The organism is Candidatus Nitrotoga sp. 1052 (assembly GCF_927312905.1).
Taxonomy (GTDB): domain Bacteria; phylum Pseudomonadota; class Gammaproteobacteria; order Burkholderiales; family Gallionellaceae; genus Nitrotoga.
This window is the reverse complement of the sequence record NZ_CAKMHQ010000078.1, coordinates 21,492-43,883: the sequence shown is the minus strand read 5'-3', so window position 1 is coordinate 43,883 and position 22,392 is coordinate 21,492. Positions and strand designations below refer to the sequence as shown.

The 22,392-nt window shown below is 48.7% G+C and carries 22 protein-coding genes and 1 pseudogene; 6 read left to right on the top strand and 17 right to left on the bottom strand.

Translation table 11 applies throughout. The annotated features are described in order from the left end of the window. The first annotated feature begins 17 nt into the window (after positions 1-17). Together MJ768_RS13810 and MJ768_RS13805 are read left to right on the top strand one after the other, a co-directional pair. Entirely contained in the window at positions 18-347 is a 330-nt protein-coding gene (locus tag MJ768_RS13810; RefSeq protein ID WP_239292542.1) for a hypothetical protein, read from the top strand. Positions 348-1,069: 722 nt separating this feature from the next. After that, a complete protein-coding gene (locus tag MJ768_RS13805) occupies positions 1,070-1,603 on the top strand; it encodes a DUF4142 domain-containing protein (protein WP_239292541.1) in 534 nt (177 codons plus the stop codon). 115 nt (positions 1,604-1,718) lie between these two features. On the opposite strand, the gene minE is transcribed toward MJ768_RS13805, so the two are convergent. The 4 genes from minE to MJ768_RS13785 form a co-directional block, all read right to left on the bottom strand. Beyond that, a complete protein-coding gene (minE, locus tag MJ768_RS13800; RefSeq protein ID WP_239292539.1) occupies positions 1,719-2,003 on the bottom strand; it encodes a cell division topological specificity factor MinE in 285 nt (94 codons plus the stop codon). Between the two features lies 1 nt (position 2,004). After that, positions 2,005-2,820 (bottom strand): septum site-determining protein MinD, encoded by an 816-nt coding sequence (gene minD, locus MJ768_RS13795; protein WP_239292537.1) that lies wholly within the window; start codon positions 2,818-2,820, stop codon positions 2,005-2,007. A 63-nt stretch (positions 2,821-2,883) separates the two neighbouring features. After that, on the bottom strand, positions 2,884-3,726 hold the full coding sequence (gene minC, locus MJ768_RS13790) for a septum site-determining protein MinC (protein ID WP_239292536.1): 843 nt from the start codon (positions 3,724-3,726) through the stop codon (positions 2,884-2,886). Between the two features lie 108 nt (positions 3,727-3,834). Continuing rightward, a complete protein-coding gene (locus tag MJ768_RS13785; RefSeq protein ID WP_239292534.1) occupies positions 3,835-7,287 on the bottom strand; it encodes a glycosyltransferase in 3,453 nt (1,150 codons plus the stop codon). Positions 7,288-7,544: 257 nt separating this feature from the next. On the opposite strand from MJ768_RS13785, the gene MJ768_RS13780 reads away from it, so the two are divergent. The 3 genes from MJ768_RS13780 (at position 7,545) to MJ768_RS13770 (ending at position 9,687) form a co-directional block, all read left to right on the top strand. Next, complete coding sequence (locus tag MJ768_RS13780) at positions 7,545-8,354, top strand: dienelactone hydrolase family protein (protein WP_239292533.1); 810 nt, start codon at positions 7,545-7,547, stop codon at positions 8,352-8,354. Between the two features lie 176 nt (positions 8,355-8,530). Then, entirely contained in the window at positions 8,531-9,082 is a 552-nt protein-coding gene (locus MJ768_RS13775; RefSeq protein ID WP_239292532.1) for an NADPH-dependent FMN reductase, read from the top strand. A 65-nt stretch (positions 9,083-9,147) separates the two neighbouring features. Then, entirely contained in the window at positions 9,148-9,687 is a 540-nt protein-coding gene (locus tag MJ768_RS13770) for a YgjP-like metallopeptidase domain-containing protein (protein WP_239292531.1), read from the top strand. A 141-nt stretch (positions 9,688-9,828) separates the two neighbouring features. On the opposite strand, the gene MJ768_RS13765 is transcribed toward MJ768_RS13770, so the two are convergent. Next, positions 9,829-10,548 carry an rRNA pseudouridine synthase gene (locus MJ768_RS13765; RefSeq protein ID WP_239292530.1) on the bottom strand — a complete coding sequence of 240 codons (720 nt, stop codon included), beginning with the start codon at positions 10,546-10,548 and terminating at the stop codon, positions 9,829-9,831. A gap of 72 nt (positions 10,549-10,620) precedes the next feature. Between MJ768_RS13765 and MJ768_RS13760 the strand changes: the two genes are divergently transcribed. Further along, on the top strand, positions 10,621-10,857 hold the full coding sequence (locus MJ768_RS13760; RefSeq protein ID WP_239292529.1) for a VF530 family protein: 237 nt from the start codon (positions 10,621-10,623) through the stop codon (positions 10,855-10,857). A gap of 468 nt (positions 10,858-11,325) precedes the next feature. On the opposite strand, the pseudogene MJ768_RS15540 reads toward MJ768_RS13760, so the two are convergent. The 12 genes and pseudogenes from MJ768_RS15540 to MJ768_RS13705 all read right to left on the bottom strand — a co-directional run. Then, a pseudogene (locus tag MJ768_RS15540) lies at positions 11,326-11,424 on the bottom strand (helix-turn-helix domain-containing protein); the annotation flags it as partial. A 35-nt stretch (positions 11,425-11,459) separates the two neighbouring features. Further along, positions 11,460-15,257 carry a DUF748 domain-containing protein gene (locus MJ768_RS13750; protein WP_239292527.1) on the bottom strand — a complete coding sequence of 1,266 codons (3,798 nt, stop codon included), beginning with the start codon at positions 15,255-15,257 and terminating at the stop codon, positions 11,460-11,462. Positions 15,258-15,488: 231 nt separating this feature from the next. Then, on the bottom strand, positions 15,489-15,779 hold the full coding sequence (locus tag MJ768_RS15535) for a YqjK-like family protein (RefSeq protein WP_445083005.1): 291 nt from the start codon (positions 15,777-15,779) through the stop codon (positions 15,489-15,491). Beyond that, on the bottom strand, positions 15,760-16,182 hold the full coding sequence (locus MJ768_RS13745) for a phage holin family protein (RefSeq protein WP_239292526.1): 423 nt from the start codon (positions 16,180-16,182) through the stop codon (positions 15,760-15,762). Before MJ768_RS13745 ends, MJ768_RS15535 begins: the two co-directional genes overlap by 20 nt. Before the next feature lie 8 nt (positions 16,183-16,190). Further along, entirely contained in the window at positions 16,191-16,520 is a 330-nt protein-coding gene (locus MJ768_RS13740) for a DUF883 family protein (protein WP_239292525.1), read from the bottom strand. Between the two features lie 188 nt (positions 16,521-16,708). After that, the gene (locus MJ768_RS13735; RefSeq protein ID WP_239292524.1) at positions 16,709-17,488 is read right to left on the bottom strand and encodes a TrmH family RNA methyltransferase; all 780 of its coding nucleotides are present in this window, start codon (positions 17,486-17,488) and stop codon (positions 16,709-16,711) included. A 21-nt stretch (positions 17,489-17,509) separates the two neighbouring features. Beyond that, positions 17,510-18,100 (bottom strand): SMC-Scp complex subunit ScpB, encoded by a 591-nt coding sequence (gene scpB / locus MJ768_RS13730; RefSeq protein ID WP_239292522.1) that lies wholly within the window; start codon positions 18,098-18,100, stop codon positions 17,510-17,512. Beyond that, complete coding sequence (locus tag MJ768_RS13725; protein WP_239292552.1) at positions 18,066-18,809, bottom strand: segregation and condensation protein A; 744 nt, start codon at positions 18,807-18,809, stop codon at positions 18,066-18,068. The genes scpB and MJ768_RS13725 overlap by 35 nt, the downstream gene beginning before the upstream one ends. Before the next feature lie 115 nt (positions 18,810-18,924). Further along, positions 18,925-20,130 carry a tryptophan--tRNA ligase gene (locus MJ768_RS13720; protein WP_239292520.1) on the bottom strand — a complete coding sequence of 402 codons (1,206 nt, stop codon included), beginning with the start codon at positions 20,128-20,130 and terminating at the stop codon, positions 18,925-18,927. A gap of 9 nt (positions 20,131-20,139) precedes the next feature. Continuing rightward, positions 20,140-20,787: a site-2 protease family protein gene (locus MJ768_RS13715; RefSeq protein WP_239292518.1), complete on the bottom strand. Its 648-nt coding sequence runs from the start codon at positions 20,785-20,787 to the stop codon at positions 20,140-20,142. Between the two features lie 7 nt (positions 20,788-20,794). After that, entirely contained in the window at positions 20,795-21,424 is a 630-nt protein-coding gene (locus MJ768_RS13710) for an L-threonylcarbamoyladenylate synthase (RefSeq protein ID WP_239292516.1), read from the bottom strand. 2 nt (positions 21,425-21,426) lie between these two features. Beyond that, positions 21,427-22,353 carry a 3',5'-nucleoside bisphosphate phosphatase gene (locus MJ768_RS13705; RefSeq protein ID WP_239292514.1) on the bottom strand — a complete coding sequence of 309 codons (927 nt, stop codon included), beginning with the start codon at positions 22,351-22,353 and terminating at the stop codon, positions 21,427-21,429. Positions 22,354-22,392 lie beyond the last annotated feature (39 nt).

Genomic DNA, 22,392 nt, shown 5'->3' with positions numbered 1-22,392 from the left:
CAGAATATGAGGATAGTATGATGAGTGCGAAAAAAGTAGAACCAAACTTCACTATAATCCCCGAGTCTGCGCAATCTGCACAGCAAATATTCGCTGAGGGAATGGCGGTTATGATTGGCGTACCTGTCTCGAAAATTCAATTTCACTCAACTGTAGGTCTAGATGAAAAAACAGGCAAGGAGCTTCGCCAAATTACATTTCAGGCAATCCTACCTACATCTACTTTGATTGAGTTTTGTCAAAATACGTTAAAAGGTATTTCTGACAACGAGGAATCGTTGTCTAAAGCATTAAATGATTTTAATTCAAAAATACTTGCAAGTTCTGCAAAAAACAAGAAGGGCTAAGATAATAATATTTTAGTTTGCCAGCACCCAGCTTTATCCCTTCGGGTGCATCAATACAAAAATAGCAAACAAATCAAAAGCGATCTGCCGGAAGTGTTACGCTGATTTCGGAATCACTCTCGGATCTAACTTTTCTAAGGCACTACGACGCATTCGCGACGCTCCTACGGGGAGGCTACGCCTTTGCACTCTGAAAAAAATTACATTAACTCAGCTCGCTTGATGATCTGGAAGCTTCATGCTCGCAGCGTTCGATCGATTAATATAGGTGGCCAATATGCTATCAAGCCATAATTCTATATCAGAGTCAGTTACTGAAATTTCCCCGAATAAGTCCATGATTTTTCCTTTTGTTTAAAATCTCATTAAACACCTTAACGCTATTTTTCAACGCTTTGATAATATTAATTGTTACTATTTTACGTACTTCGCATAATGTATATTATGTTAAATTATAGAAGAATTGGAGGATGGTTAAAGCAACGTTTTTTACATACTTTGAAGTAATGCATTCCAAAAGACGATTTCATCATGGCATAGGATGAATGGGTTAGATATTCGCATTAATTTAGAGGGGGCTTTGTATGCTAGCGAACAGAAAACTGTCAGCTACCTCGCCATCATGGCGGGGCCAGAACTTTTGATTAGTTTTTGGCCAAGTAAGCGCTCGGCATATCTTGCCGCTAAACGCGGCATAACTAACCATCAATAAGGAGATTGGAATGAAAAAAGTATTCGTGTTTGCAGTCGCGCTGATGTTTCCCCCATTTGTCATGGCCGAGCCCGATGTTAAGGGCGAACTCAGTGATGCGGAAATCGCCCACGTTGTTGTGACCGCCAATCAGGTTGATATTGAAAATGGCAAGCTCGCGAAAAAGAAAGCATCAAACAAAGATGTGCTCGCATTCGCACGCCGCATGGTCAACGAGCACACTGACGTCAACAAACAGGTGAAGGACCTCACCGCCAAGCTTAACATGACCCCGGAGGATAACACCGTCAGCAAGAGCCTGAAAGCTGACGGCAAAACTGACCTCGATAAGCTGAAGAGTCTCAGCAGCACGAAATTCGACAAAGCCTATATCGATACGGAAATCAAGCTTCAACAAAATATCATTGATGTGGCTGACACCAAGTTGGTACCCAACGTGAAGAATGAAGAGCTGAAAGCCCTACTGGTAAAGGTTCGCACCGCCCTTGCCGCCCATCTGGAGCGTGCCCAGACAATCAAGGACTCAGTTGGCGATAAGCACTAATGAGGTCCAACGCAAGCCGGGGCAACGTTATACCCTGGCTTTCCTCTCAGTGATGCGGGAAGAAAGGAGAAGGGTGGCGTTTATGAATACTGCAACTGCAAGCCCAGAAGAATACTCATCGGTTGTTGCGCATTTTGTCCGGCAATGTAATGTTAAGCTCAAGTACATCATAATCGCCGTGCTTTTCTAATTGAACATTGATTGATTCACGATCTATATGAATGTATTTTGCAATCACAACCATGAGTTCTTCTTGGAGTGCAGGTAAGTAATCTGGAGTGGGTGCTCCCCTACCGGCACGTTCGTGGGCTAGAATAATCTGTAACCGTTCTTTAGCGACGACGGCAGTTTTTTTTTCGTTACCACGCAGGTAGCCGATTAAGCCAGCAATCATGGACATCTCAGCGGCCTCCCAGCAGTCGTTTGAAAAACCCCTTTTTTTCTACGCTAACGAAACGCATAGGCAATCCTTCATCGCCCATGAAGCGCCCCACTACATCTCGGTAGGCGTCAGCCACGTCGCTCTTATCCAAATGGATAGCTGGGGTGCCAGCATTGGAGGCCTGGAGCACTGATTCCGATTCGGGAATCACGCCAATCAAGGGAATGCGCAAGATTTCCTGGATGTCAGTAACCGACAACATTTCCCCAGCCTCAACCCGCTTGGGATCGTAGCGAGTAACCAGTAAGTGTTCTTTCACTGGATCGAGACCATCCACAGCACGTTTGGATTTGGCTGCGAGAATCCCGAGAATGCGATCCGAATCCCGCACCGACGAGACTTCCGGATTAGTTACTACCAAAGCCTCATCGGCAAAATACATTGCGGTGAATGCGCCTGATTCGATGCCTGCCGGGGAGTCACATACGATGTAGTCAAAACTTTCCTTTAGCTCGTTAAGAATGCGCTCAACGCCTTCCAGGTTGAGTGCATCTTTGTCCCGTGTCTGGGATGCGGGGAGAATGTATAGGTTGTCGCAGTTCTTGTCTTTGATGAGTGCCTGTTTAAGGGACACTTCGCCGTTGATGACGTTGATGATGTCATACACCACACGGCGCTCGCAGCCCATGATGAGATCCAGGTTGCGCAAACCCACATCGAAGTCGATGACAACCGTTTTGTTTCCCCGTAGGGCGAGGCCGCTAGAGAAGCTGGCACTGGTCGTGGTTTTACCTACACCACCTTTTCCTGAAGTAACTACAATAACTTTAGACACGTTTATATTCCTGAACAAAATTAGGTGTATTTTACCTGTAAATGAGGATACTAAAGAATTCCTTTAGCTAAGCAAGGGCTCGATAATCAGATCAGAGCCATCCAGATGCACCTGAACGGGTTTGCCGCGCAAATTTTCGGGAATGCCGTTCTCGAATACCTTGAAACAGCCAGCAATGGAAATTAATTCTGCCTCCAGGCTATGTATGAAAATACGCGCATTCTCGTTGCCTTGAGCACCCGCGATCGCACGACCGCGCAGCGGGGCGTAAATGTGAATATCTCCGTCAGCAATCAGTTCGGCGCCTGCATTGACTACGCCCAGTACAACCAGATTGGCACCTTCGGCATAGATTCTCTGACCAGTGCGAACTGGTTTGTTGATTATCATGGTCGGACGGAAAGTGGGCAGTACTTGGGAAGCTGGTTTTTGAAGTTGGGTATCTGAGTCAAGGATGTTGCTGCTATTGGGTTCGCCCGCTGCAGTTTCTATCGCCAATCCCAATTCGGGCTGACTGTCTTTTTCTGCATCAGGAGTAATGCCCGAGGCTGTCGTGGAAATCGGTGCCGTCTTTACTGCGGGTTTGACAATCGTGTCAGGGAAGAGTCCCAAGCCTGATTGTACGGCGGCTTCACGCTGTTCAGCGGACCCGCCCACAACACCAGTGGCATGCATGCCGTGATCCAGCATGAATGAAATAAGGCCGGCAAAGTCTGGTGAAATATTGCTATTCGCGATAGCAGAGAGATCAAGAGCCACAGGCGTATTGGAGAAAAAATCCTGCGTTTTATTAAAACGCGTATCCAACTGATTTTTTAGTTGAACCATGTCGGTTGTGTTGACATAGAGTACAAATAAAGAGAGATTGGTAATTTTGAGTTTGAATGCTGGTTCTTCGCGTGCCATATTTTTTGAGTTTTTTTAGAGTCTGTTACTAAGCTTGGTAGGACTCTGCCCTCTAAGTTTTAAGAAGGTCACGCAGTTTAACGATGCCTTCCCTGATTTTCAAGCTTGTCACCGTTTATTTAAATGATCTAGTCGATCCTTGATGATTTTTCCGACTATTTGGTGATTATATCGAGCCGACATATCGGCTGCCGCGCGAGCTGAAATACGTTGGCGATAGTCGGGATCCTCGAACAACCGAATCATATACTCCGCGGCATGATCCACATCTGGATCAGCCCACATCCAACCGGGCTCGTAATAAATGAATTGACCCGGTTTTACGGGTATCAGGGTGTGATTGACGAGACAGCTGTTTTCGCTATCCATGAATTCTAGATTACCCGAGTAGCCGGTGCCTATAACCGGCTTGCCCAGGGCCATGCATTCAGCCATTCCCAAGCCGAACCCTTCGGAACGATGCAGCGAAACATAGGCATCGCAAACACTTTGCAGCCCATACATCTCTTCACGGGAAAGAAGGCAATCAAGAATGGTAATGCGGGGATCCTGCTCAGCAAGTTTTTGAAGTAAGATAAATTTTTCTAAGTGCCTCTCTCCATGGTGGCATTTGATAACCAGACCTACACTGTCTTCAAAAATCGGGAAAGCACGTCTGAAAGCCTCAATCGTAGCCCAAGGATTTTTTCTGTCTGCGAAAGAATAAAAATCGAAATTGAATAGAAACAGAAAACGATCATCCGGGAGCGCAAATTCAGTACGCGAATACGGTCGCGAAATCTTCACATCTATTGCGTGAGGAATTCGGACAACGGGTTTATCTGTGACACGTTTGACGAGCTGTTCCACGAACTCGCTTGCAACCCAAATCTCATCGACTAACTCGAGTGCCGGTTGCCATTTTTTCGGAAACTTATCAATTTCCCAATGCCAGTAGCTGATCACTCGACGCTCCCGGAGGTCTCCTCGCTCGAAATATCGTCGCCATACGGATTCGAGCTGATCGGGGTTCATGTAAAAAAGTGTTGTCCGTTGATCATTATCGCTGGTAAGGAAGCGATCCATACTTCGGTTGCTTTGTCTGCCCTCCATTATCACGCCAGCGTCCTGAATGTTGACTTGTATATCTTTGGCATGACAGGTTGCCGCCATGGTGCGCACACTCTCGGCAAGACCAGACTCCCCCCTGAAATAGCCAACAAGATTCAACCCCTCTCCAACACCGATATCAGATTTGAGAAGTGAGTCATCCTCCTGTCGCGTAAGCTCATCATCTAGGTCAGTCAGGGTTTTTTGAGGCAAACTTATCTGGCCTGCGGCAAGTACTTTAGCCAGGTACGCTGATCCAGCGGTGGCCTTGGCCGGAGCGAACTCATTGTCTGGCAAAGAAGTTATAGCTTTGTCGTGGTAATCAGCGAACAATCTGCCGTACTCTTCGCGATTCCGCTGTAGCGACTTCCGAATAGTATTATTTTCGTGCAGCCGATAACGATACAAATTAGACGATACCAAGCGCGGTTCGGCATACCATAAAGCACGCAGACAGAAATCCCAGTCGTGATTCGATTGATAATCACGAAATCCACCCAGTTTTTTATATAACGATTTGGAAAAGAAAAGATTCCCTGTCGAAACAGTTGGATTTAACGCTCCCAGCAAGGCACTACCGATCGTATCCGATGAGGAGAGACTCTCCTCTATCCGGGAAAGAATGTAAGCACGATTATTTTTTAGGGGAGTAATGACCTGATTACGTGGATCCATGCAGATACATTTTGAAAACCCCCATTCAAATTCACTTCGCGCGACTTTCTCAACCATTTCAGCGATTCGTCCGGGTTCGAAAAGATCATCTGAATTAAGCGGATTAATGAATTCTCCCTGAGCAAGAGCTATGGCCTCGTTTAACGTCGCATGGGCACCCAAGTTGGTGCCACGAGCAACAAATCGGTGAGGCAGGTGGCAACTCCTCAGCTTTTCTCTAATAATGTCAGGCGACCCATCGCTTGAGGCGTCATCAATTATGATTAATTCAAGATTACGGTAGGTTTGCGCATATACCGATTCTAAAGAACGTTCGATGTACGAAGCATGATTGTAGGAAGGAATAACAACACTTACCAGGGGTTCATAACCCGACCTATAAGGTCTTGTAACAAACCAGCAGTCGTATTCTTGTCGCAGCTTGGCACCCCTTGCCGTGTCACGGCCCAGCATTCTACTGCCCAGTGCCAAGCCGTAATTAAAGAGGATGCCTGGAAGTTGCCACTGGGTTGCCATGCCTGCGCGTCGTATCAGTCCTGAGGCCTCCCGAACTCTGTGTCGGCAGTAAAGAACGACCCCGAGCATATGCAGCGCATCGGGATCGTCGCCCCTCAACTCGAGCGCCTCCAGGTATAGACGTTCTGCACTCTCAAGCTCGTTAGCGCGCTGTGCAGCTAACGCAGACTCCATGATTGAACGGAACGAGCTAGAAGCAATCGGTTTCGGGAGGGTATCAACCTCTCCACAACAGTGTTTATAGCGCTTTCCGCTACCGCAGGGACAAGCTTGCAGGCGCCTCGGCGGGACCGATGTTTGGCAAGATTCGACCCCCCTCCTCCTTTTAAGCGCTTCATGAAGATCAAAAAATGCTAATGGTTGATGTTCACAAGTTGTTACGAGCACATTCATGTCTTCGTTCACGTCGATACCTTTGGGACCTCCTTCCTGAAGGTTATTTCGGCCCAGCTTAAAAACCCCATCGTTCATTACTCTGAACGAATTGACTGGGTCAAATCTACCTGCCCAACAGTCACCACTCTTTTCGTAGATATGTACAAAGGGAGCGCCAGCATCTGCGACCAGAATGAATCGGTCTTCCGCTATAAACCGCACGCCATGCGGGAAAGATGCACCATGCAATATGCCTGATGGTTCACTATCTTGTGTTAGTTCTGGAGTATTCTCATACAAAAAGACACAGTGTTTTCCATGGTTGCTTACTGCAATCCAGCGACCATCGTTGCTAAACGACACCCCGTCCGGAATGTCCAGGCCCTTGGCCAACAGAATTTCGTTATGTTTGACTGTTAAAGATTCAGTCATATCCAAGATATGACGAGAAACGTAATGAGCATAATTATTGCAGATCAGAACATCATACAGCCCATTTTTTAAACTGATTGCAGATACAGATCCGGGCGAATAAAGCCACAGGTTGCTCGGGATTACTCCAAGTTCTGGTAGTTCAACTATCTTATTCACCGCGCCACGCGGAGGCAGCTTCAGTACTGATGCTCCTCCTTTGCGATTCGCCACTATCAAAGTTTTGTCATCCAAGAAAGCGAGCCCATGCGGATTTTTCAAACTAAGGGATGATATTTCCACGAAATCGCTAATGACCACGTTTTTATGAATATCAGTAAAATCAAAATCTACTTCTAGTATGAGAATCTTGTTGCAATTAAATCCGGCGATCGCAAGACGTCGACCATCTGGAGAAAATTTAACATCTTCAGTACGTCCCAATCCAGCCAGTGCTCTGCAAACTTCATCGGATAATACAGGCTTTATATTCATTGACTTATAGTGGTAGAATGTGGTAGTCAAGTAATTTTTGACACAACGGTAGGTCTTTTAGATGCTCTGTTCTGCTTAAAGACCTCGGGCTATAAATTGCCCACTATCAAGTGTAAGCGATTACAGTTACGGAATTACACGATGTATGAAGTGATATCGATTTTAGCTTCCGCGTGATTGGCATATTCGCGCTGCCAGACGTGTTCCATTTTGAGGTTCAAGAAAAAACTGAACAAGCTAATTTTTTGGAGAGAATTATGAATAAATTTCTGTTGTTCGCGGGCCTGATGTTTGCAACTTCTGCGTCTTACGCTACCGTGCAAGGTAAGGAAGTGACCTATAGCGCCAACGGTACCATTCTCAAGGGTTATATCGCTTACGACGATGCCATAAAAGGCAAGCGTCCAGGCATTCTGGTAGTGCATGAATGGTGGGGGCACAACGAATATGCGCGCAAACGCGCTCGTATGTTGGCGGAACGTGGCTACACCGCGCTGGCAGTTGATATGTATGGCGACGGCAAACAGGCGCATCATCCGGACGATGCAGGCAAGTTTGCCAGCGAGGTGGCAAAGAACACTGACCTCGCCAAGGCCCGATTCGATAGCGCATACAGTCTGATCAGCAAGGAAAAGACCGTGGATTCAAACCGCATCGCGGCCATCGGCTATTGTTTTGGTGGTTCGGTAGTATTGAACATGGCGCGCATCGGTGAACCTCTTAAGGCGGTGATAAGCTTCCACGGTGGCCTGGGAACAGAATCTCCGGCAGCGGCGGGCAAGGTCAAGGCGCGAATCGCGTCCTTCACTGGCGAAGACGACCCGATGATTCCCGCTACGCAGGTCGCCGCCTTCAAGATGGAGATGGAGAAGGCGGGCGTGACTTACAAAGCGGTGACTTATCCCGGCGCCAAGCACAGCTTCACCAATCCGGACGCAGATAAATATGGTCAAGAGTTCAAACTGCCGTTGGCCTATAACGCTGCAGCAGACAAAGCTTCGTGGGATGAGGGCATGGCATTTCTGGCCGATGCGTTTCATGATGGAGATAATACTAAGCGAAACTGAGAGAACCGATCTAAAAATACAATTTTCGTCACAATACGGCGTTACTCAAAAAAATTATCGCTTACATATCAACTATACGCAGCGCTCAAATTTTTTACTCGTGTCTTGTTTACCTAGAAACTTAAATTTTTAGAGGCGCCCTTAAGTTCATCTGTATCATTTAAAAGGAGATCATCATGAACCAATACCAAATTGCCGTTATCGTTGGTAGCCTTCGTAAGGATTCATTCAACCGCAAGCTAGCTAACGCCATTGTAAAATTGGCGCCACCGGATTTCTCATTCAAAGAATTGCAAATCGGCGACTTGCCGCTTTACAACCAGGACGACGACGCGAACCAGGCCCAGTCCGTCAAGCGGCTGAAAGGCGAAATTGCGGCGGCGCAAGGCATTCTGTTTGTAACACCCGAATACAACCGCTCTATCTCTGGAGTGCTCAAGAATGCAATCGACCACGCTTCGCGTCCCTATGGCCAAAGCGCTTGGGCGGGCAAACCCGCTGGTGTGTTGGGCGCTTCTCCCGGAGCCAACGGCACGGCCATGGCACAACAACATTTGCGCAACATTCTGGCAACTTTGGATATGCCAACGCTTGGACAGCCCGAAGCATTTACCCATGTAAAGGATGGATTGTTTGACGAGGCCGGCGACATCGGTACAGCCAGCAAAAAATTTCTCCAGAACTGGATGGACCACTATGTCGCGTGGGTAAAAAAGCACGCTGTCTGACACGGTTAAAAAGACGGACGAATATCGCTAAAATCTCTCCATCTGCCATATCGTGACATGCCGCTATGCACGCAAAATCTACGCCAAGTTACCTTGCCGGCTACCCTATAGCACTGGCTGAGCAAGTGCAGCGGCTTATCGAACAAGACCTGCTGTCCAACATGCTGCTGCAGAAGTATCCGCATGCGCACGCAGTGCGTTCTGACAAGGCGCTCTATGACTATGTGCTGGAAGCCAAAGGCAAGTATCTACGCAACGCCGGGCAGCTGAGCAAGGTGGCGTTCGACGGCAAACTGCATGTCATTCAGCATGCACTGGGCACGCACACCAGCATTTCGCGAATACAGGGCACAAAACTTAGGGCCAAGCGTGAGATCCGCATAGCGGAATTGTTCAAGGAGATGCCGCTTGAATTTTTGCGCATGATCGTTGTTCACGAACTTGCGCACATCAAGGAACGCGAGCACAACAAAGCCTTTTATCAACTGTGCCGGCATATGGAGCCAGATTATCATCAGCTGGAATTTGACCTGCGGGCTTACCTCACCTATCTCGAAGCGACTGGCCAGCCTCTTTGGTCGGCCGCCAGTGTCGATGTTGTCTAGCCTTTGTATAAGTGAAAGGCCGCGAAATACGCCACAGTGCTGAGTGGTTGTGGAGGTGGATCAATTCTCCAGACAGCCACACCAGACATTCTGATCGGATCAGTCGTACAGAATAAACGCCAGCTGTTGCAACATTCAGGGTTAAAACCGCTCATACGGCATCAAATAACGCCATAGCCCGGGCTGCAATTTGGCCATCGAAATTCGCCCGATCCGGATCCGTTTCATGGCCAGCACCTGTAGCCCGACACTTTTACACATATGTACGATCTGGCCAGATTGCGCCCCTTTGAGGGCAAAGCGCAGCCGTGTTTCGTTTTGCCAGCTGACCTTGATCGGGAGCAGTGCCCGACCATTAAAACTGAGTCCGTGGTTGAGTTTCTTGAGCCCATCGGGGGGCAGTTCACCAGCGATCTCCACAATATATTCTTGCTCAATCGTGGCTGCATCATCGAACAGCTTGCGTGCCACTCGAAAATCCTGGGTAAATACTAACAGGCCGCTAGCATTCTTCTCTAACGGTGTGCCTTGCTGCAGTCGAGCAAAGTGTTGTTTGCTGATGTGAATGCCGGATAGGTCGTCAACCGCCCGCGTATCGGCGCAAATAAGTTGCTGTGCTGAGTTGGCATCCATGCCTGCGACAGGCGGTTGGTGAAACAAAATGGTCACTGGCGCAACCGGAACGAGACTAGCTTCGGGGTGGAGCTCGATTTTCTCCGGCTGCGACACCATGAACTGCGGTTTGTCCACAACTTGTCCATCGACCATAACCCAACCACCTACAATATAAAGTTCGGCCTCCCGGCGTGAGCAGGAGATTAATTCAACAAGGCGTTTTGAGAGACGAACTGGGTCTGTCATGACAAGTACATACTGAAAAAAGGAATACCATTGTAAATGCTCAAGTCCAGCTATCACATGTAAAATGTGAATATGGATGCAAATAAAAAAACAGTAAAGACTCCCAGTTTGGACGGTATCACCTTGGAAACTATCATTACACAACTATCCGAGAACATGGGATGGGAAGCTATGGGCGCCGCTGTGCCAGTGCGATGTTTCACTCACGATCCAAGCATAAAATCCAGCTTGAAATTTTTACGCAGAACGCCATGGGCTCGAAAAAAAGTGGAGCAATTATATTTACAACAAGTTCGAGTCATTGTTTAAATATGATTCTTCAGGCTTAACGGGCAGCTGTTGACAGGAAGTGAGGGTTGTACAACAAACGGTTCAGATTGTGGCTCGCTTCGCGATCACAATCTAACCTTACTCGTTTGGTGCGGTAGCAAAGAGCGCACGCGGCTGGCGTTGCTGTTGCGCAGGGCGTTCGGCACCGCGATGCCAGAGCTGATTTTCATCCACAATTACGATATAAGTTATTGATTGCTAATCGATAAATTATCCACGATCAGCCAGTATCGGCACAATCTGACTGGGCGGCAGGCTGCCGAATTCATCCGAATTGACGACGTTCAGCAGGTGTTCGCGCTCCCGTGCGGTGAGTTTATTGGTGGGTGTCTGCTCACGCCCGGGACGAGAAGAAAGTAAACTTAGGGAAATTGGTCGATTCTTGAAACGCTCTCCCAGCACTATTTCAAAGGAGATTGCACGCGTCGCATCTTGTCCATCGACACCAGCGGCGAGAAAGCGCGCCCGCCAGCGCGCTGCAACTCGGCGACCAAGGTCAAGCTTCTGCGCTATGTCCTTGTCCGTCATCCCGGCCGCAGCCAGCACTTGAATCCGCCCGGCATTATGGCCAGACTTACATATCACTTCAACGTGAAATCGACACGGCTATGCTTACCCTGATCCTTGATGCCTTCTGCCGTCAGTTTGGGTGCCACTAGGAACATTCGCTCGTTCGCCACTTTACCCTGCTCTTCCAGATGTCGCTTGACCGATAATGCGCGGCGCTCAGCTAGTGCCTTCTGTTCATTTTCGCCGATCGGTGCGTTTACGATCATCAAATTTTCCATTTCTTTCGGCGGCAGAGATTTTAGTAAGCCGATAAAATTGCGCGGTTTTGAAAACTTTTCCGCCTTGTAGGCCTGCTCCAGGTATTTTGGATACTCCTCAGGACTGACAGTCACCTCCTCAATGTTGACGGAAGCTCCATCAGATTTCAGACTGCGGATTTTTTGCGCCTTTATTTTTTGCGTGACATAGACACGACGGGCGCCATCACGATCGGTGACAGGATCGACACGGCCGATTATTTCTAGTTTAAGCGCAGGGCGATCATTAAGCGCTTTGGCCAATGTGGCGAGCTTGCTCTGTGTCTCCGGCGTCAGGTTGCTTATACCGGGGGCGAATTCCACATAGGCCAGTTCATCGCCGCCGCCAAAAGCAGAGGCCAGCAGCGAGAACGGCGCGATAATGGCCTTGGTTATAAGGTTAATGAAGACCTTGAAAATGATGCCGCCGATGCTGAATTTTGGGTCGGATAGCGAACCAGAAATCGGCAGGTTAATGTCGATTTCCCCACGGCTATTTTTCAGCAGTGCGACCGCAAGTAACACTGGCAATTTGAGCGCATCAGGGCTGTCCACCTTTTCGCCGAAGGTTAACTGGTCGAGAAATATTTTGTTCTTGGCATTCAGCTGGCCATTCTCAATGTGATATTTAACATCTACTGACAGCTTGCCTTTAGTGATTGGATAGCCCGCATATTTTGCCGCATAGGGTGTCAAACGAGTCAGCTCGATACCATGAGCTTTGGCGGCCAAGTCAAGAAATAATTGAGCGCCAAGCGGGTTGATCTTGCCGATTATTTCCAATGCGGCATCATCGTCAATTTTTCCATTCATGACGAGGTCGGCTGGTGTGGGGTCGTCAGATGCAACCTTTGAAACCGAGCCGGTCAGAGCAGTCAGGTTGGCACTGTAGTTAGGCTTGATGAAATTGTCGGAAAAATAGATATTGCCGCCTTGCAGTGTAATTTGTCCAATGCGTATCAATGGTCTGACACTTGCATCTTTAATGGCTGGAGCTTCGCCTGCCGTCTGCGCTGGGACAACGGCAGAAGATACATTCGACGCAGCCAAATTTGCTGACGCAGTAATGGTTGGTGTAGGTAATTCAACAACAGCAGCTTCCGAGGAATTGTCTGTCGAGGGCGCCGTTTGTGTCAGGCTGGTGGAAGTGGATTGTCCCTGTCCATTTTTTGTTGCGATATCCTGTAGATTAAGATGCCCGTCGGCATTGACAATAACCCGTGCGTAAAAGTCAGAAAGCGCAATATTGCCAAGCGATACTGCCAACGGGTTTTTCTGCGTGTTTATTTGTGTGTTGATATTGCCGATGTACAACGATTTCCAGCGCAGGAAATCATCGCCACTGATTTTATCCAGAGTCCGGATATCGGCCAAGTTGATTGAGCCGACATAGCTAGCGCGCAGCGGTCGATGCTCATGTAGTTGCACCATCAGCTTGCCCTTGGTACTTAGATTGCCATTGGTAAAAACGGCGTTGATCTGATCTGCGAAATAAGGCTGGAATGCCGTTACAGCAAGCTTTTTGCTATCGATTTTAAGATTAACGCCGAGCGGACGTAATGTCAGGGTGCCATTGGCATTCAAATTGCCCCGCTTATTGTGGCTAAGCTTAAGGTTCAAGGGCGAGGGAGTTGAAGTGGCAGCTCCCGTCACCAAGGCAATATTTTCAAGCAAAAGGTCTATGTTACTTAGTTGCTGTACTGCAGGCTTGCCCTCATTTTGGGGCGCCACCTTTGAGTCGCTGAAATGAATATCAGACTGCTCGACTTTCAGCTGCTTCAATGATGCCTCCCAAGCGTTGGGTTTGGCAGTTGTGCCAAGGTTAGTCGTGGTTTCTTTTGTTGCACGGCGATTACCTGCAAGCATCGCCATTAAATCGATTTCACCTTTTGTGTTGCGCTTGATTTTTAGTTTGGCAGCATTAACGACTATGCCATCTAGCACAGCGATTTGTTTGACGAGGTCAATCTGAAAGCCATCAAACGTGACGTCTTTGGCAGTGATGCTGCTGTCCTTTTCTTTTGGCAGCTTCACTTGCAGGTTGCGCAGGTGGGCACTGGCATTGGTGAGCACCAGATTAACGCCGGTTTCCGGCCAAGTCAGTTGATAAGGTAATTTGGCATCCAGCAGCGTATCTTCCAGTCCGGCGGCAAAAACTGTGGCAAAGTATGGCCGCAAGTGTTGTGGTTGCAGAGCCGTGATTTGCAGATCGCCTTGCAAAGATTTGCCGTTGAGCATGAGTGATCCCTGATGACTCAAGATCTCACCTGCATCGGTTTCTAATTTAACATTTAGATTTGCTGGTGTATTTCCTTCCGTGCTGAATTTAGACAGGCTTGCATCCAGTCGTTTGATCATCAGCGCGGCAGGCCCAAACGCAGGGTCGGTAGTGGCATCCTGCCAGTTTATGCGCCCGTTCATAATCTCGGCACTGGCGAGCGAAAAGATAAATGGCTTGGACTTGGCAGTGGCAGGCTGGCTGCTTGGCGTTGTGCTTGCGCTGTTGCTGGCATTGTCTTTCTGAACTGTAGCGGGCAACACAAATGCAAGGAAAAGATTGAGCGAGCCATCCTGCAACCGCTTCACTTGCATATCCGGCCTTTCCAGTTTTATTTCGCGCAAACGCACCAGATTGTTAAACGGCTCCACGCGATCCAGCACAACCGATAGCTTGTCCCATTGCACCAACGGTACTCCCGATTTTTCCTGCAGCTGCAATTTACGGACGCTGGCATCACCACTTATGACGATGCTTTGCGTGGCGCCGCTTTGTTGAAAATCGACATTCAGGCGCGTATCCAGCAAGGCGGAAACCAATTTAAAATTTAGCTGCACTGGCACAAATGGCACATACATCGGCAACGACAGGCCGTCGAGGTTGATCTGCACTGAAGTATCACGAGACGTAGCAAACGGCTTTGATTTAGCCATAATTGCAAGCGGCGTGCCGTTTACCTTTGCGCTAAAAGCTGGGGAAATAAAAATCTCGACATCGTGTGGCAGGTTTGAAATAAATGGAATAAACAGATCTAACTCGGAAATGGTGTGATGTGATTTCAGCACACGGTCATCGTAGTCAATGCGGCCTTGATGGATGTGAATGTTGTTTAGTGAGAAACGTGCGGGCGCATCGCCAGATTTTGGTTTGGCGAGAATTTTGTTGACTATGTCTGAAAAATTGAAATTATTTTCTCCTATGCGGATGGCGCGCACGACTGGTTGTGTAACTCGAATTTCATTGAATACTGGTGCAAAATGGCTAACGCTAGCCAGTGAGATATCCACGTAAAGTTCATCTATAGCGAGAGTTTTTTCCTGTTGTTGACCCGGTTCGTAGATGGCGATGTTGCGTATCGTTGCTGACAGCGTAAAGGGGTTAATATTGACTGCGCCGAAATCCACCTTGCGTCCTATTTCCTCACCAATTTTTTTGGCTACAAATGATTTGACGATTGGTGGTCCGACAAAAAAAAGAAGCGCGCTAAAAACGAGAAAAACTATAGCAGCGATTTTGCTAATCGAAAGCAGTTGACGCTTATGCTTGTGGGTGAGGTTCAGTGCGAGTTTGCGCATGGAAGTCAGAATAATAAATATTACTCATTTTCTAGCAAAATAACCGCGTCTCCCGCAGTTGGCTGAGCGAAGCTGATTTAAAACAATCTAACGTCATCTATGGAAGATGGATGTGCTGCACTGCAAATTAAGTCGTATCGTCCGTCCTGTTCGTATAGAATTCGAGCAAAGAATCAATGATCCAAACCGTAACCGCTCTTGAGCTTTCCTCAGAATCCTAAGAGTGTTTGCTCACACGCCAGACAGTCTACGCCTTATTGTAAGCGCCATTTTCCATACCATCCACCCACGCTGGAACCATCTAGTCGAAAACTTTGGGCGTAGTACAACTGAAACCATTGCTAATCCCGCCAGCAATACTGGATGACATTTAAGAAAGCGTACCGCCAGCAAGCCTTTGTCTACTATCGCCAAAGGTCCGTGCCAAGGCACCAAAGCCTGTGCCAGTTCTATGCGCTGACGCCCTATTCTGGCCACCAGCGAGGCTTTGCGTTCTGCTAATCTAATCAGTTCCGCGTTCATATAGACGGGGGGCTAACAGCTCATGGTCTTTGGACAACTCCGCAAGGCTGGTCGAAAACAGTTTGGGTTTAGCTCGAGCTTTGCCAAGTGCTACCCGCGAAGAAAATATCGCTCCCAGCAGAAACAAGAACGCCAATATAAGCAAGGACAACAAACGGTGGGTATTCCAAAAAACAACTACCAGAAATATCGTAACCAGCACGATACCCACAGCGGCACAAAACAGCGTAATCAAAGTCCACAACAGCATGGAGCTTAGCCACACCCGTTGTTCCTCTATTTCGTTGGAAAGGAGCTCTAATCTCGTGCAACCTATCCCAAGCAATGTGGCCGCCAGCGTTTTCAGTGAACCAAACAGCCCGATTTGTCGACCTGAAACGGAATCCTGCGATTCAGGATCCATGAGTGGACTCAGCGACGCGAAATAACTGCGCCGAGGAGAATGCCGACCGCTGCTGCAATTCCTATGGCTTGCCATGGATTAACATGTACGTAGTCATCCGTGGCCGTGGCGACAGCCCGGGTTTTTTCCATAACCGCCACTTGTGCATTGGAAAGCCGAGTCTTGGCTGCTTGCAATGATTCTCCTGCCCTGGCGCGTGCCGCCGCGATACGTTCCCCAGTCTGATTGGCAGTTGCCTTCAGCAGTTCTTCCGCATCTGCAACCACTATTCTCAAGTCGTCCATTAGCTTTTCTTTGGAAATATCCACTGTTGAGGTTGTTGCTCCTAGCATGTTCATTATAAAGTTCCTTTCGTTAAGAAGCGCTATTTACCGTTTTCACTATAACAATCCCAATTGAGCAAATCAAGCCGCACATTTGAATTCCATAAAATATGGGCAGAAAAGTACATCCATTCAGCTTCTTCTGGAGTAGATTTCCAACCAATAAGTTGTTTGATATTTGTTGATGGTTTTGAGATAAATAATTACCTGCGTTGCCGCACTGCTTCGAACAGACATACAGCAGTGGCCGCAGCAACATTTAATGATTCACTTCGCCCAGGCATAGGGATGGCGATGTGCTGGCTGATTACTGCCAGCAAACTTTTAGACAGCCCTGCTCCCTCATTTCCAATCGCAAAGGCAATGTTGCCACGAAGATCGCAGTCATACAGATTGTTTTTTGCACCCACTACAGTAGCAAAAGTCTTCCCTTGAAATGCAGTAGCCATGGCGAGCAAATCAATTGATTCATGGATACTTAACACAAAATGTCCACCCATCCCGGCACGCAGCACTTTGGGCGACCATGCATCGGCGCAGTTCTTGGACAAAAAAACTGCATCGCAACCTGCTGCAGCAGCGGTACGCAATATGGAGCCAAGATTGCCAGGATCCTGGATGTCTTCCAGCAGCAAACAAAAGCTGCTATGCACTGATGGGATTGAGATTTGAGGTATTTCAATAAGAGCGAGAATACAACTGGGAGTTTTTAGCTCGGACAGTTCAGCAAACAAGCTATCGTCCAATTGAGATAGCGGCACATCAGGGAATTTTTTCAATAACTCCGCCACTTCGCGGTTTTGCACTGCCGCTTCCGTCACCAACAGGTGCTGAGGCTGTTGGCTGCCAAATGCATGATAAGCTTGAAGTAGATGTGCGCCTTCTAATAAAGTCTGCTGAGCCTTTTGGCGTTGACGTGCTGAACTGGCCAGCTTGAGCAGCTCTTTAAAGAAAGGATTGCTGTGCGAAGTGATGTATTTCATGGTTCAGCTTGCACTTAAAACTCATACCTCATCGTGCTCCAGCAGACTGCTCATTTCTTCTAGCGGCGGTAGTTCCTGCAACGAACGCAGATTAAGGTCGTCCAGCAGTTGTTTGGTGGTAGCGAACAATTCTGGTTTACCAGGTGTATCGCGCGTGCCGACTATATCTATCCATCCGCGCGCTTCCAGAGTCTTCAAAATATGCGCGGATACTGCTACCCCGCGAATCTCTTCGATATCGCCACGCGTTACGGGTTGACGGTAAACGATAATTGCGAGAGTTTCCATAACCGCGCGCGAATAGCGCGGCGGTTTTTGCGGGTTGAGGCGATCTAAATAAGGCTGCATCTCAGGACATGCGCGAAACCGCCAACCGTTCGCCACGCGGTTGAGTTCCACGCCGCTGCCTGTATATTCCTGCGCCAATTGTTCCAGCATTTTTTCTATAATATGATTTTCTACCGGCGCATCGCTAAGTTTTTTCAGCTCCGCGAGTGACAGTGGTTCTGGGGTAGTCAACAACGCAACTTCTAATATTTTCTTGAGTTGCACCGCGTCAATTTGTGCAGCAGCTTCTTCACTCAGAGGTAAGGCTACGGCTTGCCCGGACATAAATTTTTCCCAATGATTCGGTTTGTGTAATTTCGACCAATGTTTCTTTGGCCAACTCCAGAATTGCGATAAAAGCCACCACTAGTGGTGCAATTCCACCGCTCGCTTCAAACAGATTCTCAAATGCTTCGAACTGGCCGTGCCGCAATTGGCGCAACACACGTGTCATTTGTTCGCGCACCGAAAGCTCCTCGCGCCGCACCCTGTGGTGTGTATTCAGTTTTGCACGCGCCAGCAGCGCGAGCCAGGCTTGGCGTAAATCTTCCACAGTAATATTCGGTAATCGCTGCTCTTCAACACGTTCGATCAGGACTTGAACTAGCTCAAAATCACGCCCGGCCTGCGGCAATTCGTTCAGCTTCTGCGCGGCCAGCTTCATCTGTTCGTATTCCAGCAAGCGGCGCATCAGCTCGACACGTGGATCTTCCTCTCCCGCATCCATAAGCTTGGACGACCGCGGCAACAACATGCGTGATTTAATCTCAATCAGCACCGCCGCCATCAGCAAATATTCGGCGGCCAACTCCAAGCGGTTGCGCTGCATGATCTCAATATAGACCATGTATTGCTGCGTCAACTGTGCCATCGGTATATCGAGCACATCCAAATTGTGCTTGCGAATCAGGTACAGTAACAAGTCTAGCGGTCCCTGGAAAGTCTCAAGAACAATTTCCAAAGCATCCGGCGGAATATAAAGGTCATGTGGCATCTCCAGCAGCGGTTGGCCATGGATATGAACGCCGTGCGTGTTGCCTGGAAACTGCTCCAAAGTATTCACCTGTTATGCCAGCACCTATAAGTTAGAGGTCTATCTCTCCCCCTGTTTAGCTGTAATTCAGTCCCATCGCCTCACGCACGTCACGCATGGTCTCGGCCGCCAGCTTGCGCGCTTTCTCGCAACCATCAGAGATGATGTTGCGCACTAACGTGGGATCGTCCAGATAGAGCTGAGCACGCTCGCGCATGGGTTTTTGTTCAGCCAGCACTGCATCTATCACGGGTTGTTTGCATTCGATACAGCCTATGCGTGCGCTCCTACAGCCTTGTTGCACCCAGTGCTTGGTATCTTCATTGGAATATACCTGATGTAACTGCCACACCGGACATTTATCCGGATTTCCCACATCGGTACGACGTACACGCGCCGGGTCGGTCGGCATGGTGCGAATTTTCTTGGTTACACTTGCTTCGTCCTCGCGCAGACTGATTGTGTTGTTGTAAGATTTTGACATTTTCTGTCCGTCCAGCCCGGGCATTTTCGAAGCCGCAGTGAGCATGGCATGCGGCTCGAATAAAATCATTTTTCCACCGCTTTCAAGATAGCCAAGCAGACGCTCGCGGTCGCCCATGCTTATTAGGCTCTGCTGTTCGTCGAGTAGTGATTTGGCCGATTGCAGCGCCTCGCCATCACCTTGCTCCTGATAGCGAGTACGCAACTCGTCATACAGTTTTGCTTTTTTGCTCCCTAGTTTCTTGACGGCAGCTTTGGCTTTTTCCTCGAAACCCGATTCGCGCCCGTAAATGTGGTTGAAACGACGTGCAATTTCGCGCGTGAACTCGATGTGTGGTACCTGATCTTCACCTACTGGCACTTGGGTAGCGCGGTAAATGAGGATATCCGCACTTTGCAATAGCGGATAGCCGAGGAAACCGTATGTGCCTAAATCCTTCTCTGTCAGTTTCTCCTGCTGGTCTTTATAGGTCGGCACACGTTCCAGCCAACCCCGCGGCGTAATCATGGAGAGCAACAGATGTAACTCGGCGTGCTCTGGTACCTTGGATTGAATGAACAGCGTGGCTCGGGCGGGATCAACTCCCACAGCCAGCCAGTCAATGACCATATCCCATACACTTTGTTCAATAATCTGAGGGGTATCGTAATGTGTGGTCAGCGCATGCCAGTCAGCAACAAAAAAAAAGCACTCGTATTCTTGCTGCATCTCCACCCAGTTTTTCAACACGCCATGGTAATGCCCAAGGTGCAGACTACCCGTGGGCCTCATTCCTGATAACACTCGATCAACATGCATAATTTTACTTTACAGTCCAAAAATAGAATTAATTAACTGGATAAGCCCGATTACAGGCGGCCCCAATATCCAGCTGAGGACAGGCGAAATCGCCAAAAAAATCAGTATGAACATACCGTACGGTTCAACTCTCTCCAGAATGGAAGCCTGTCGATGCGGTAGCAGGCTGACGGCCATGCGCCCACCATCCAGAGGCGGTAGCGGCAGCAAATTTAGCACCATTAACACGATGTTGATTTTAATTCCGATCTGCGCCATTTCCAACAATGGCTCGGCGAAATAATTTGCCGGTAATGTCCATGCCAGCTTGGCCAGCACCGCCCAGATTAGCGCCATGAAAAGGTTAGCAAGCGGACCGGCTAGTGCCACCCAAAGCATATCTTGCTTGGGACGGCGCAGAGCGGCGAAGTTTACAGGCACCGGTTTGGCCCAACCAAACAAGATTCCACCCATCCATAGCGTCAGCAACGGTAGCAAGATAGTGCCGACAGGATCAATGTGGCGGATGGGATTCAAGCTGATACGCCCCTGCTGATAAGCCGTCATGTCACCGAAATGCCGCGCCACATAGCCATGCGCCGCCTCATGCAAGGTAATTGCAAATAAAATCGGGATCGCTGCAATGGCAATGGTTTGTATCAATTGGTCGATCTGCATTTATTATTTATTTCTCAATTAAAAATGGTGAAACATCACCCTTGCCGAACCGAACCACCACAGGCGTATCCTTGGTTAGGTCAATTACCGTGGTCGGGTCTAATCCCACCGCGCCACCATCCACCACCAGATCAATTTGATGCTGTAACAGGTCGCGAATCTGTTCGGCATCATTCATTGCAAACTCCTCATTTGGCAAAATCAAGGTAGAACTTATCAGCGGCTCACCCAGTTCTTCCAGCAGCGCCAACGCCACCGGATGATCTGGGATGCGCACACCGATCGTGCTGCGTTTGGGATGTTGCAGGCGCTTGGGAACTTCCTTGGTGGCTTCAAGGATAAATGTATAACTGCCCGGTGTATTGTTTTTTAGCAGTCGAAATTGCACATTATTCACCCGCGCATAGCGGGCCAGCTCGGACAAGTCTCGGCAAACCATCGTCATATGATGCTTATCATCCACGCCGCGTATTTGGCGGATGCGTGCCACTGCTTCCTTATCACCAAGATGACAACCTAAGGCGTAACAGGAATCAGTAGGGTAGGCAATTACCGAACCATTGCGCACTAAATCGGCGGCCTGTTTAATCAGTCGCGGCTGTGGATTTGTTGGGTGAATAGTGAAAAATTGTGACATGGTCAGCGGTTAACTCTCTCTGCTTTTCCTCGTTCCTCCCCTGAAGAGATGAGCAAAGTTTCTGAAGACGGAGATTGGTCACCTTCCCACGCCAGCCACACGGGACGGCAATCCAATGGGAAATCGGGCAAACGCCCTAAATCCCGATAGCTTTCACCTGGCCCATGAAAATCCGAACCACACGAAGCCAGCAAATTAAACTCATTAGCATAGCGGGCAAACTCGGCATATTGCTCTGGCGTGTGGCTACCACACACTACTTCTATCCCCTGTCCGCCCAAATCGATAAATTCACGCAGCAATTCGCGCAAGGTCTTCTGTCCCATACCTTTGCGTGCCACAGTATAACGACCTGGATGCGCCAACACGGCGACACCACCGCTGCCGCATATCCAGGTGACTGCATCCGGCAACGAAGCCCATTGATGCGACACATATCCAGGTTTATCCTTAACCAGATAATTCTTGAACACGCTACGCACATCCTTGCAGTAGCCTCTCTCGACCAAGAAACGTGCGAAGTGTGTGCGTCCAATAATGCCATGGTTATCTGCATATTGATAAGCGCCTGCCAGCGCCCCGCTTATGCCGCTCTTGGCCAGTGACTCAGCCATCAGCTGCGCACGTGCTCCACGCCCACTGCGAATGTTGCGTAAGCCTTCCGCCAGCGGTTCATATGCCGGATCAATACGCAAACCAATAATATGCAAGGTGTAGCTGCGCCAAGTAACAGAAATTTCGACTCCGTTGATAAATTGCATACCGTGCTGTGCAGCGGCAGCAGCTGCCTCAGCCAAGCCAGAGAGATCGTCATGGTCAGTCAAAGCAAGAAATTTCACCCCCCGCTCTGCCGCGCGCGCAACCAAATCAGTGGGCGACAGCAATCCGTCCGAAACAGTTGAATGGCAATGCAGGTCGTAATCTAACATTTAGTAACCCTAAGTAATCTCGTCTTGCCGCACAGATGA

Bases quoted from the DNA above. Each gene is read 5' to 3' on its own strand.
- MJ768_RS13735 (WP_239292524.1), bottom strand. From the start codon at position 17,488: ATGAAATACATCACTTCGCACAGCAATCCTTTCTTTAAAGAGCTGCTC.
- MJ768_RS13750 (WP_239292527.1), bottom strand. From the start codon at position 15,257: ATGCGCAAACTCGCACTGAACCTCACCCACAAGCATAAGCGTCAACTG.
- MJ768_RS15535 (WP_445083005.1), bottom strand. From the start codon at position 15,779: ATGAACGCGGAACTGATTAGATTAGCAGAACGCAAAGCCTCGCTGGTG.
- MJ768_RS13780 (WP_239292533.1), top strand. From the start codon at position 7,545: ATGAATAAATTTCTGTTGTTCGCGGGCCTGATGTTTGCAACTTCTGCG.
- scpB (WP_239292522.1), bottom strand. From the start codon at position 18,100: ATGTCCGGGCAAGCCGTAGCCTTACCTCTGAGTGAAGAAGCTGCTGCA.
- MJ768_RS13705 (WP_239292514.1), bottom strand. From the start codon at position 22,353: ATGTTAGATTACGACCTGCATTGCCATTCAACTGTTTCGGACGGATTG.
- minC (WP_239292536.1), bottom strand. From the start codon at position 3,726: ATGGCACGCGAAGAACCAGCATTCAAACTCAAAATTACCAATCTCTCT.
- MJ768_RS13715 (WP_239292518.1), bottom strand. From the start codon at position 20,787: ATGCAGATCGACCAATTGATACAAACCATTGCCATTGCAGCGATCCCG.
- MJ768_RS13805 (WP_239292541.1), top strand. From the start codon at position 1,070: ATGAAAAAAGTATTCGTGTTTGCAGTCGCGCTGATGTTTCCCCCATTT.
- MJ768_RS13765 (WP_239292530.1), bottom strand. From the start codon at position 10,548: ATGACAGACCCAGTTCGTCTCTCAAAACGCCTTGTTGAATTAATCTCC.
- MJ768_RS13720 (WP_239292520.1), bottom strand. From the start codon at position 20,130: ATGCATGTTGATCGAGTGTTATCAGGAATGAGGCCCACGGGTAGTCTG.
- MJ768_RS13760 (WP_239292529.1), top strand. From the start codon at position 10,621: ATGGATGCAAATAAAAAAACAGTAAAGACTCCCAGTTTGGACGGTATC.
- minE (WP_239292539.1), bottom strand. From the start codon at position 2,003: ATGTCCATGATTGCTGGCTTAATCGGCTACCTGCGTGGTAACGAAAAA.
- MJ768_RS13710 (WP_239292516.1), bottom strand. From the start codon at position 21,424: ATGTCACAATTTTTCACTATTCACCCAACAAATCCACAGCCGCGACTG.
- MJ768_RS13770 (WP_239292531.1), top strand. From the start codon at position 9,148: ATGCACGCAAAATCTACGCCAAGTTACCTTGCCGGCTACCCTATAGCA.
- MJ768_RS13775 (WP_239292532.1), top strand. From the start codon at position 8,531: ATGAACCAATACCAAATTGCCGTTATCGTTGGTAGCCTTCGTAAGGAT.
- MJ768_RS13740 (WP_239292525.1), bottom strand. From the start codon at position 16,520: ATGAACATGCTAGGAGCAACAACCTCAACAGTGGATATTTCCAAAGAA.
- MJ768_RS13745 (WP_239292526.1), bottom strand. From the start codon at position 16,182: ATGGATCCTGAATCGCAGGATTCCGTTTCAGGTCGACAAATCGGGCTG.
- MJ768_RS13810 (WP_239292542.1), top strand. From the start codon at position 18: ATGATGAGTGCGAAAAAAGTAGAACCAAACTTCACTATAATCCCCGAG.
- MJ768_RS13725 (WP_239292552.1), bottom strand. From the start codon at position 18,809: ATGCCACATGACCTTTATATTCCGCCGGATGCTTTGGAAATTGTTCTT.
- MJ768_RS13785 (WP_239292534.1), bottom strand. From the start codon at position 7,287: ATGAATATAAAGCCTGTATTATCCGATGAAGTTTGCAGAGCACTGGCT.